The following is a 3790-nucleotide window of genomic DNA, read 5'->3' as shown; positions in this document are numbered from 1 at the left end:
AACGCAAGGCCTGTGCGGCCAGGTGCAGAGCTACCAGCGACGACGAGCACGCCGTGTCCACCGTCACCGCGGGCCCCTCGAAACCGAAGGTGTACGCGATACGGCCAGAGGCCACGCTGCCGCTGTTCCCGGTCATGAGGTAGCCGCCGGAGTCGTGCTCGCCAGCGCGCAGGAAGGAACCGTAGTCCTGGGCCATGGCGCCGGCGAAGACGCCGGTGCGGGAGCCGCGCAGACTCGCCGGGTCGATACCCGCCCGCTCGAACACCTCCCAGGAGGTCTCCAGGAGGAGCCTCTGCTGCGGGTCCATCGCCAACGCCTCACGCGGCGAGATACCGAACAACCCCGCATCGAACTCCGCGGCGTCGTACAGGAAGCCTCCGTGGCGGACGTAGCTCCGGCCGGTGGCGCCGGGCTCGGGGTCGTACAGGCCGTCCAGGTCCCAGCCACGGTCGACTGGGAAGGCGCCGATCGCGTCCCCGCCCTCGGTGACCAGCCGCCACAGATCCTCGGGGGAAGCGACTCCGCCAGGGAACCGGCAGGCCATTCCCACGATCACCACCGGATCGTCGCCCACGCTTGTCACGACGGGTGGCGCGGTGGTGAAACCGGTCTCCGGTGCACTGTCCTCCGTCAACTCGGAGAGGATCAGGCCGGCCACGTCGGCCGGGGTCGGGTGGTCGAAGACCAGGGTGGCCGGCAGCCGCATACCGATGACGCCGTTGAGACGGTTGCGTAGTTCGACCGAGGTCAGCGAGTCGAACCCGAGGTCCTTGAAGGTCTGTCCCGGCTCGACCCGGTACGCGGAACCGTGCCCCAGGACGGAGGCGGCCTGCGCCGCGACGAAGTCCCGCAGGAAGCGCTCACGGTCGACGGTCGGCAGGCCCATGAGGCGCTGTCGGATATCAGCGGCGTTTCCCCCGGTCCTGGTCTCGGCCTTGCGGCGGCCGCTCGTCCGGACGAGGGCGCGCAGCAGCGCGGGGAAGCCGTCCGGGGTCGCGCGACGCAACGCCGCGAGATCCAGGGCGACCGGCACGACAGCGGGTCGCTCCAGACTGCCGCCCCGCTCCAGCACCGTGTCCAGAAGACCGAGCCCCTGCTCAGGGCTGAGCGGGAGCATGCCACCGCGTGCCATGCGCCGCAGGTCGGCCTCGGTCAGCTCGGCCGTCATCCCCGCGCCCGGCGCCCAGGGGCCCCAGGCGAGGGAGACCGCGGGCAGCCCCGCGGCGCGGCGGATGGTGGCGAAGGCGTCGAGGAAGGCGTTGGCGGCCGCGTAGTTCGCCTGGCCCGCACCGCCGAAGGCCCCGGCTATGGAGGAAAACACGACGAACGCAGACAGGTCCGCGTCCCGGGTCAGCTCGTGCAGGTGCGCGACCGCGTCCACCTTCGGCCGCAGCACCCCGGCCAGCCGCTCGGGCGTCATGGAGGAGACCACGCCGTCGTCCAGGACACCGGCCGTGTGCACGACAGCTGTCAGCGGATGCTCCGCCGGAATCGCGCCGAGGGCGGCGGCAAGCTGATCGCGGTCGGCCACATCCACCGCGACGACCTCGGCATGCGCGCCCAAGTCGGCTAGTTCAGAGACGAGTTCGGCGGCACCTGGTGCCTCCGGACCGCGACGGCTGGCCAGCAGCAGACGCCGCACACCGTGCTCGGAGACCAAGTGGCGGGCCAGCAGGGCACCCAGACCACCCGTGCCCCCGGTCACCAACACCGTGCCATCGCGGTCCAGCGGAGCCGGAACCGTCAGGACCACCTTGCCGACGTGCCGGGCCTGGGAGAGATACCGGAACGCCTCCGGCGCCCGCCGCACATCCCAGCACGTCACCGGAAGCGGCGCGATGGCCCCCTGCTCGAACAGCGCGACCAGCTCGGCCAGCATCTGCCCGATCCGTTCCGGCGCCACGTTCATCAAGTCGAACGCCTGATAGGCCACACCCGGATGCTGCGCGGCAACCGCCTCCGCGTCCCGGACATCGGTCTTGCCCATCTCCAGGAACCGACCACCACCCGGCAACAACCGCAGCGACGCATCCACGAACTCACCCGCCAGCGAATCCAGGACCACATCCATCCCCCGGCCCTCGGTCACCGCAAGAAACGCCGTCTCGAAGTCGGTGTCCCTGGACGAGGCGATGTGCTGTTCATCCAGGCCGAGTCCGCGCAGGGTGCCCCACTTGCCGGCGCTTGCCGTGGCGAACACCTCCGCACCGAGATGCCGGGCCAGCTGCGTCGCGGCCATCCCCACACCACCGGCCGCCGCATGCACCAGCACCCGCTCACCCGCCCGCACATCAGCGAGATCCGTGAGCGCGTAGTACGCCGTCAGGAACACCACCGGTGCCGACGCCGCCTGCGCGAACGACCACCCCCGCGGAATCCGGGCGACCCTGCACGCGTCCGCCACGGCGAGCGGACCGAACGAGCCCGAGAACAGACCCATCACGCGGTCACCGACCGCCAGCCCGGACACCCCGGGACCGACCTCCGTGATCACACCCGCACCCTCGAGACCGAAGTCCCGCACATCCCCCGGATACATTCCGAGCGCGTTCAACACATCCCGGAAGTTCACGCCCGCCGCCCGCACGGCGACACGGACCTGCCCCTCCACCAGCTCCGCCGGCGCCACAGGGGTCAGCGCCAGACCCTCCAGCGTCCCCCGCTCCACCACATCCAGCCGCCACACCGACTCCCCCGCCGGAGCCGTCAGCGCCCCCGCACCCGACACACGCCCCAGACGCGGCACACACACAACCCCACCCCGCACCGCCAACTCCGGCTCACCCGAAGCCAACGCCGCCCCCACCACAGACCAGGACTCCTCCCCACCCTCCACATCCAGCAGCGCGAACCGGTGTGGTGCTTCCGCGCGGGCCGCGCGCACCAGGCCCCACACCGCGGCCTGCGCCGGGTCGGCTTCCGTCTCGCCGAGAGCGACGGCACCCTGGGTGACCACGACCAGACGGGCCCCCTCGAACCGCGCGTCCGCGAGCCAGGTCTGAACACGGGCGAGCAGGCCGCTCGTCAACTCGTATGCGGCTTCGACCGGATCGCCGGCAGGGGACTTGATCCGGATCAGGACGTCCGTTCCGGGCTCGACCGCGGTACTCGGCAGGTCGTCCGCAAGGTGGGCACCGCAGGTCGGTCCTTCGACGTCGGCGACGTCGGCCTGCGCCGGCAGCGGCGTCCAGTCGACCTGGAAGAGGCTGTCGGCGGGGCCTCCGTCAGTCGGCTTCGCGAGCTCACCGGACGCCTCCCGCAGCGTCAGCGACTCCACCTCGGCCACCAACTCACCCGACGGATCGGCCAGTTCGACTGCCACCGTCTGCTCATCGACCGGAACCATCCGCACGCGCAACTCCCGTGCGCCGGACGCCCACAGCGAGACCCCCGTCCACGCGAACGGCAAGCGCGCCCGGCCATCACCGAACACCGGCGAGAAGATCACCGCGTGCAGGGCCGCGTCCAGCAGCGCCGGGTGCGCGCCGAACAGGGCGCCGGACTCCTCGTCATCAGCGGAGAGCGCGACCTCGGCGAAGATCTCCTCGCCCCGCCGCCACGCGCCCCGCAGACCCCGGAACGCAGGCCCGTAGGCCAGGCCCAGCGCGGCGAGACGTCCGTACACATCGTCGACCGGCTCCGCCACCGCGTCCTTCGGGGGCCATACGCCGAAGTCGAAGGAGGTCCGGGGAGACGCGTCCACGAGCTGCGCCAGCGAACCCGTCGCGTTCAGGGTCCAGGGCAGATCGCCGGGCAGGTCCTCGGCGCGGGAGTGGATCTCCAGAGTGCG

The 3790-nt window shown here is 71.6% G+C and carries 1 protein-coding gene; it reads right to left on the bottom strand.

Going from position 1 to position 3790, the window contains the following annotated elements; translation table 11 throughout:
- Positions 1-3790: SDR family NAD(P)-dependent oxidoreductase (locus tag AQJ66_RS35885; protein WP_159052700.1), on the bottom strand; the 3790-nt coding region annotated here is incomplete at both ends.

Origin of the sequence: Streptomyces bungoensis, assembly GCF_001514215.1 — a bacterium.
GTDB classification, from domain to species: Bacteria; Actinomycetota; Actinomycetes; order Streptomycetales; family Streptomycetaceae; genus Streptomyces; species Streptomyces bungoensis.
The sequence above is the reverse complement of the archived record's forward strand: the minus strand, read 5'-3'. Positions and strand labels throughout refer to the sequence as shown.